The organism is Accumulibacter sp. (assembly GCF_023806625.1).
GTDB lineage: Bacteria > Pseudomonadota > Gammaproteobacteria > Burkholderiales > Rhodocyclaceae > Accumulibacter.
The window spans coordinates 24,190-30,729 of sequence record NZ_JAMTDX010000025.1 but is presented as its reverse complement, the minus strand read 5'-3'; the positions used below and the strand labels follow the sequence as shown (position 1 = coordinate 30,729).

The window sequence follows — 6,540 nt, the reverse complement described above, 5'->3', positions numbered from 1 at the left end:
GCGTAAACGATTATCTTCGAGGGTCTACGACAATGGCATTCATGCGATCGCCCTGCACCCTCGCTGCCGGACGCACGGTCAGTCAGCACTGCAGGCCCGTTTTCACGAGAGCCCTTGCCGAGCCGGCCTGACGATCCGGCGCAACCGGGCAGCGATGCTGCACATCAACGATGGTTGACGTATCCTCTCCAGGTGGATAGGATACGATGATGACGGTTCATGCATCCCACCCCGAGATCATCAAGCGCCTCAAACGGGCCGAAGGCCACCTGCGTGGCATCGTGGGCATGCTCGCCGAGGGCCGCGGATGCCTCGAAGTCGCGCAGCAGCTCCAGGCCGTCGAGCGCGCCGTGGCCAACGCGAAGAAGGCCCTCGTCCAGGACCACATCGACCACTGCCTGGATGAAGCGGTGCGCGACGGCTCGCGCAGCCCCGGCGAGACGATCCGCGAATTCCGCGAGCTCTGCAAATACCTCTAGGCGCTTGCCGGCGAACTCAGCGATGCACCACACCGACCCATCCTCCTGGACTCACGCTCACGCCTTCGATGGCGGCAATCTTGCCGCCGAGAAGGGGACACGGCTGGTCATGCTGATCACTGCGCTGATGATGGTCGTCGAGATCGCTGCCGGGTGGTGGTTCAACTCGATGGCGCTTCTCGCGGATGGCTGGCACATGAGTTCGCACGCCGTGGCCATAGGACTATCGGCACTCGCCTATGCAGCCGCCCGACGTTACGCGGGCGACGGACGCTTCGCCTTCGGCACCTGGAAGATCGAGATTCTCGCCGGCTTCGCGAGTGCGATCTTCCTCCTCGGCGTCGCGCTGATGATGGTCGTCGGGTCGGTCGAACGGATCTTCCGTCCCCAGCCAATCCAGTTCGCCGAAGCGATCGTCGTGGCGGTGATCGGACTGGCGGTCAACATCGTCTGCGCGCTGATCCTCGGTAGCGCGCACGACCACCATGCCGATCATGGTGATCATCCTTCGCACGCGGCTGGCGAGACCGTCGATCACGCGGAGCACTCGCAGCAAGCCGACCACCACGACCATCACCACCACGAGCATCACCACCACGACCTGAACCTGCGTTCCGCCTATCTCCACGTCCTGGCCGATGCGGCAACTTCAGTCCTGGCGATCATCGCGCTGGTCGGCGGGATGGCCTTTGGCTGGGACTGGCTCGACCCGCTGATGGGTATCGTCGGCGCGGTGCTCGTCGCCCGCTGGGCGCTCGGCCTGATCCGCGACACGGGACGCGTGCTCCTCGACCGCGAAATGGACCACCCCGTGGTCGAGCAAATCCGCGCGACGATCGCCAATGCTGGCGCGTGGGCGGCACCGCCCGATATCGTCGATCTCCACGTCTGGCGGGTCGGGCGCGACAAGTTCGCAGTGATCGTGAGTCTCGTCACCGGCGACCCCGCTGTGACGCCGGCGCGCATCCGGCAGCTTCTTTCGTCGCATGCGCAACTGGCCCACGTTTCGGTCGAGGTCAATCACGCCATGGTTCTCGACCCGCCAAACGGTGCAGCGCTAACGCGCACTTCCTAGCAGGCTGTCGGACTTTCGGCCTGCTCGTCGCATGATATGTTAAGGTCATGCCTGTTCAAGCATCCGAGGTCCGGCATGTTCCACTTCATCGTCAGCGATCACAAGACCGACTACCTGCTGCCGCCGTCGGTTGACGATTGGCTGAACGAGGATCACTTGGCGCGGTTCATCGTGGAGGTGGTTGACCAGCTGGACCTGTCGAAGCTGACACGCCAGTACGCTGGACGAGGATCGAAGGCGTACCATCCGTCGACCCTGCTGGCGATTCTGGTCTATGGCTACGCCACGGGTGTTTTCTCCAGCCGCAAGCTGGAACGGGCGACCTATGATTCGGTGGCCTTCCGCTACATTGCTGCTGGCAGCCATCCCGATCACGACAGCCTGGCGACGTTCCGCCGGCGTTTTCTTGACGAACTGAGCGATCTGTTTCTGCAGGTCCTGGAGATGGCCAAGGAAATGAAACTGCTCAAGCTGGGTAACGTCTGCCTGGACGGCACGAAGATCGAAGCCAACGCCTCGCGGCACAGTGCGCTCTCGTACGGCCACATCGTGAAGCTGGAAGCCCAGCTCAAGGCTGAGGTGCGGGAACTGCTCGCGTTGGCGGAACAGGCCGATCAGGCCGACGTTCCGGACGGCATCAGCCTGCCCGAAGAAATCAAGCGGCGCGAAGACCGGCTGGCGGCGATGGCGGCGGCCAAGGAGAAGATTGCTGCCCGGGCCGAGGAGCGCTACCAGCGGGAGAAAGCCGAGTACGACGAGAAGATGGCGCGGCGCACGGCGAAGGAAGAAGCGAGTGGCAAGAAGCTGGGCGGCAAGCCACCCAAGGCTCCCGAGCCTGGAGCGCGAGACGGTGACCAGATCAACCTGACCGACGAAGAATCACGCATCATGCCGGTGGCCGGTGGCGGCTTCGAACAGGCATACAACGCCCAGGCCGGGGTTGATGCGGCGACGATGCTGGTGGTGGCGGTCGGCGTGACGCAAGCCACCAATGACAAAGAGCAGGTCGAGCCGATGCTGGCGACGCTCAAGGCACAAGCCGAGGTTCTGGGCGCCGCGGAAAGTCTGATCGCCGACAGTGGCTTCTGCAGCGAGAAGAACATCATGGCGTGCGAGGCGGCCGGCATCGATCCGGTGATCGCGGTGGCGCGCGACGAGCACCATCCGGACTGGCGGCAGCGGCACAGCGAACCGGCGCCGCTGCCGGAGAATGCAACGCCCGTGCAGGCCCTGTCGCATCGCTTGAAGACCAAAGCGGGACGAGCCCTCTATGCCCTGCGCAAGCAGACGGTCGAGCCGGTCTTCGGCATCATCAAGTCGGTCATGGGCTTTCGCCAGTTCTCCCTGCGCGGTTTGAAAAAGGTCACGGGCGAGTGGACGCTGATCTGCCTGTCGTGGAACTTGAAGCGCATGGCCAAATTGCGCCTGCAATAGGGAAAGGCGAGGGGAAGGCCGTCGAAAAGGCCGGAAAGTCGAAAAATCCCGGCCTTTTCATTCCGCATTATGAAATCTGGCGGTCTTCCAAACCTCAAGTCCGACAGGCTGCTAGCGGCTGCAGACTCACAGGTCGTCAATCAATCTGCGCGACCGACCTGCGGTGCTGCCTGCTCGCTCACTTCTCGCCCATCTGTCTGCGATGTGTCGTCATTCGCTCCAGGAAGGGAAGGCACCCCCGCTTCCTGCGCGACAGGCATCCCGGCGGGCTCGCCCCGATTGCTCACCCCCGCTCAGTTCAGCGTCTCGGTGGGAAATCCGGCAAGCAGTTGCTCGACGATCCAGCGGGCTTCGGCCTCGCTGAGGAAACGACGCCAAGGAGGCATCGCTGTTCCTGGTCGTCCCTGGTAGATCGTCGCGACCAGAGCCTCCACGGGCTTGTCCCTCAGCGCTTCGGGTTTCAGCGAGGGACCGAGCCCCCCCTGTAACGTCATGCCGTGACACGACCCGCAATCCTGGCGCACGAGATGAACGAGTTCGCGCTGCCGCGAGAAGTCCGGCGCGCCGACATCCGTCGCGGAGTCGGCGTAACTTGTCGCCGAGGCAGAAAGAAGGGCGAGGAGGATCAGCAGTGTGGGCATGAGGACTTGCGCCCCCGGCAAGGCGACAGGCGGACGACCTTCTGCTGCGACTGGCGGAGCGTGGCCACGAGAATGCGCGATACGGGTCATTGTATCGCAACGGCAACGGGGAACGAGTGCGATGCCGGTCGAACGCCCAGCGGGGCCGCAAGGAGACATCCCGACGACGTCTGCCACGATCGCCGTGAGTCAGCCGGCCAGCACGGCCGCCGGCACCTGTCCGGGGCGGCATCCACACCTCGCCCGCTGTCCTCCGCGGTGGCAAGGCCGGAAGAAAGGTCCGGAGCGGCGACCATCCCATGGCTGGCAGGTCAGGCAAGGGAAATTGCCGGAGAGGCGCGTCGATCATGCTCATCCCGGTACCTGACGGACCCGGGAGCATCGTTCCTCGCCCCGGCATCCGGATCAGGCGGCTTCGGGGAGAAGCCAATGACGCTACGCGATCGCGCGATGGGTTGAAAGATGGACGCCTGGGCGCTTATCCTTGCGGCTCAGTCAGGATCCGGAAAATTCAATGAAGCACGCGCCTCCTTCGTCCCCGGTCGGAACCGTTTACCTCGTCGGCAGCGGCCCGGGCGACCCCGATCTGTTGACGCTTCGGGCCGCCCGCCTGATCGGCGAGGCCGATGCGATCGTCTACGACCACCTGATTGCCGAGGGAGTGCTCGACCTGGCGCGCGCCGACGCCGAACGGATCTACGCAGGCAAGGAGAGTTCGAACCACACCCTCCCCCAGAACCAGTTGAACCGCCTGCTCGTTCAGTTGGCACGAGCGGGCCGGATGGTAGTCCGCCTCAAGGGTGGCGATCCTTTCATCTTCGGCCGTGGCGGAGAGGAGATCGAAGCGCTGGTCGATTCGGGAATCCCCTTCGAGGTTGTTCCGGGTGTGACCGCGGCCGCGGGTTGCGCCGCCTATTCCGGCATCCCGCTGACCCACCGCGAACACGCGCAGGCCGTCGCTTTCGCGACCGGGCACCTCAAGGATGGAACGGTCAACCTCGACTGGCCCGCGCTGGCCCGGCCACGTCTGACCGTCGTCTTCTACATGGGAGTTGGCGGCGTCGCCGAAATCTGCCGCCAGATGATTGCCCATGGTCTTCCTGGCGACCATCCGGCTGCGGTCATCCAGAACGGAACGACCCGGCGGCAGAGAGTACTGGCTGCCGATCTGGCGACTCTGCCGGCGAAGGTTGAAGCTGCGGGAGTCACCTCGCCCGCGCTGATCATCGTCGGGACCGTCGTCCGCCTGCACGAGAAGCTGGCCTGGTTCAATCTCCAGCAGACCCTCCCGCAGCCTTGAAGTCCCTGCCCGGGGGATCGGGCCCGATCGACTGGTTCGCTGGGCGATGCGACCCAGCCGCGCCGCCGCAGCAGGCACAACCCTGGCCGCAGAGGCTGACCGGCTTCAGCAGACCGCATTTCCGAGCGCTTGCGCATCGAGCGAGGCGCGGCACGAAACGAGCATCGCCAGTGTATAATCGTGGCGTTGTCCCCGCCCGCCGGTGCCCGGGACGCTGTCCCCGATTTGCCCCACGGGTTCGCGATGCGCAGGGGAGAAGGCTGGGCTCTAAGCAGCGAGCCGTTGGTCTCTTGTGAGTGCCGAGAGGGGGAATCGAACCCCCATGCCTTGCGGCGGCGGATTTTGAGTCCGCTGCGTCTACCGATTTCGCCATCTCGGCCCGGGCCTGCAGTGCGTTGCCCGAGGACAACGCGATTATTACCGATTGCCGGACGGGCAACAAGGCTTGCGCAGGAGCGCCAGCCATGCGGTCCGGTCAGGGGAAGCTTTCGCGCGATGATTGGCCGATGCTCACCCTCGACGATTTCGACTTCGATCTGCCACAGGACCTGATCGCCCAGCATCCGACCGGCGAGCGCAGCGCGAGCCGGCTTCTGCGGATGAACGGCGAGAAGATCAGCGACCACCTCTTCGGCGACCTCCCCCGGTTCGTGCGAGCCGGCGACCTGCTTGTGCTCAACGACACTCGGGTCATTCACGCCCGGCTCTTCGGCCGGAAGGAAAGCGGGGGACGGGTCGAAGTCCTCGTCGAACGTGTCGTCGATGCGCATCGCGCAGTCGCGCTGGTCCGTAGCAGCAAGGCGCCCAGGCCGGGCAGCCGGCTCGTTCTCGAGGACGCGATCACCGTCACGGTCCGCGGCCGTTGCGGCGCACAGGCCGCTTTCTTCGAGCTCGAGCTGACTGGAGAAGGTGACCTCTGGTCACTGATCGAGGAGCATGGCCGCCTGCCACTGCCTCCATACATCAGCCACCCGGCAACGCGAGTCGACGAAGCTCGCTACCAGACCGTTTACGCACGGCACCCCGGCGCCGTCGCTGCCCCGACCGCCGGTCTGCACTTCGACGAGGCTCTGCTCGCCAGACTCGCGACTGGTGGAGTGGATATCGCCTGGCTCACGCTGCACGTCGGCGCGGGAACCTTTCAGCCCGTGCGCGTGCACGATATCGCCGGACACCGCATGCACAGCGAGCGCTTCGTGCTTCCCCCGGCAACGGTGACCGCCGTGCAGCGTACGCAGGCGCGTGGCGGTCAGGTCATTGCGGTCGGCACGACGACCTTGCGCGCGCTCGAGGCAGCGGCCATTGCTGGCGAACTCCGCCCGGGTACCTGGGAAACCGATCTGTTCATCACTCCGGGATTCAAGTTCCGCATCGTCGACCGCCTGATCACCAACTTTCATCTACCGAAGTCGACACTGCTGATGCTCGTCTCGGCTTTCGCCGGTGTCAGTGAAATTCGTCTCGCGTATCGCCACGCCATCGGCCAGCGCTATCGATTCTTCAGCTATGGTGATGCGATGCTGCTGAACCGCCAGTGAAACGACCCCCGGACGAACCAACGAGCGTCACGAAACGCCGGGTGGACGCCGGCACCGGACGGTCAGCGGGTCG

The 6,540-nt window shown here is 64.7% G+C and carries 6 protein-coding genes and 1 tRNA gene; 5 read left to right on the top strand and 2 right to left on the bottom strand.

Features of this window, described 5'->3' with window-relative positions:
- Positions 1–209: 209 nt before the first annotated feature.
- From NFW05_RS05200 to NFW05_RS05190, 3 genes are all read left to right on the top strand, one after another.
- A complete protein-coding gene (locus NFW05_RS05200; protein ID WP_295303240.1) occupies positions 210–479 on the top strand; it encodes a metal-sensing transcriptional repressor in 270 nt (89 codons plus the stop codon).
- Between the two features lie 22 nt (positions 480–501).
- Positions 502–1,554, top strand: a complete 1,053-nt coding sequence (gene dmeF / locus NFW05_RS05195; RefSeq protein ID WP_295303234.1) for a CDF family Co(II)/Ni(II) efflux transporter DmeF — start codon at positions 502–504, stop codon at positions 1,552–1,554.
- 75 nt (positions 1,555–1,629) lie between these two features.
- On the top strand, positions 1,630–2,988 hold the full coding sequence (locus tag NFW05_RS05190; RefSeq protein WP_295303232.1) for an IS1182 family transposase: 1,359 nt from the start codon (positions 1,630–1,632) through the stop codon (positions 2,986–2,988).
- A gap of 293 nt (positions 2,989–3,281) precedes the next feature.
- On the opposite strand, the gene NFW05_RS05185 is transcribed toward NFW05_RS05190, so the two are convergent.
- On the bottom strand, positions 3,282–3,629 hold the full coding sequence (locus tag NFW05_RS05185) for a cytochrome c (protein ID WP_295303230.1): 348 nt from the start codon (positions 3,627–3,629) through the stop codon (positions 3,282–3,284).
- A 514-nt stretch (positions 3,630–4,143) separates the two neighbouring features.
- On the opposite strand from NFW05_RS05185, the gene cobA reads away from it, so the two are divergent.
- Positions 4,144–4,929 (top strand): uroporphyrinogen-III C-methyltransferase, encoded by a 786-nt coding sequence (gene cobA / locus NFW05_RS05180; RefSeq protein WP_295303227.1) that lies wholly within the window; start codon positions 4,144–4,146, stop codon positions 4,927–4,929.
- 297 nt (positions 4,930–5,226) lie between these two features.
- Here cobA and NFW05_RS05175 read toward each other — a convergent pair.
- Positions 5,227–5,308 (bottom strand) — tRNA-Leu (locus tag NFW05_RS05175).
- A 127-nt stretch (positions 5,309–5,435) separates the two neighbouring features.
- Between NFW05_RS05175 and queA the strand changes: the two genes are divergently transcribed.
- The gene (gene queA, locus NFW05_RS05170; protein WP_295303225.1) at positions 5,436–6,467 is read left to right on the top strand and encodes a tRNA preQ1(34) S-adenosylmethionine ribosyltransferase-isomerase QueA; all 1,032 of its coding nucleotides are present in this window, start codon (positions 5,436–5,438) and stop codon (positions 6,465–6,467) included.
- The last annotated feature ends 73 nt before the right edge of the window (positions 6,468–6,540 follow it).